Below are 505 nucleotides of genomic sequence, written 5' to 3' on the forward strand. Positions count from 1 at the left end.
TTCCAGAAACGGAGGAAGAACGATTTCTTAACGAGACTGGTCAAGAGCGGGCAAAATTACGCAAGCTGAAAAGACAGCAAAATAAGGAACTCGTATCTAAACTAACCTTGGAAAAACCATGGGATTAAACTTATAACAAAAGGGAGAGATCGCGCATGCTGATATCATCTAATTTCAACGATTTGCAAGGTGCTAAAAGTGCAATTGATAATTTAAAAGCAAAAAGTCCAACACTGTTTCAAAAGTTTAGAAATACGATTCTTTTGACCCGCCAACTGCAGTATGGATATCAATACATGGGCTGCCTGGTAATGGATGAGAATCCAACTAATTTCAGCCCTATGTCACAAAATGATTATGTATTGTTTGTTTATCAACAGGAAATCGAAAAGTTGAAAACAGACAGCAAAGTACAGGAATTGAAAAACCTGCTAGCAACGTATAAACAAGTTAGCTATGCGAATATTTGTAAACTGGCGATCGGTACCAACCCACGTGCACTGGT

The 505-nt window shown here is 38.2% G+C and carries 1 protein-coding gene; it reads left to right on the forward strand.

Translation table 11 applies throughout. The features are described 5' to 3' along the window. Positions 1 to 155 precede the first annotated feature (155 nt). On the forward strand, positions 156 to 505 hold a 350-nt coding region (locus AC3G7N_RS22805), incomplete at its 3' end, for a hypothetical protein (protein ID WP_489424369.1).

This window comes from Virgibacillus carmonensis (assembly GCF_057836705.1).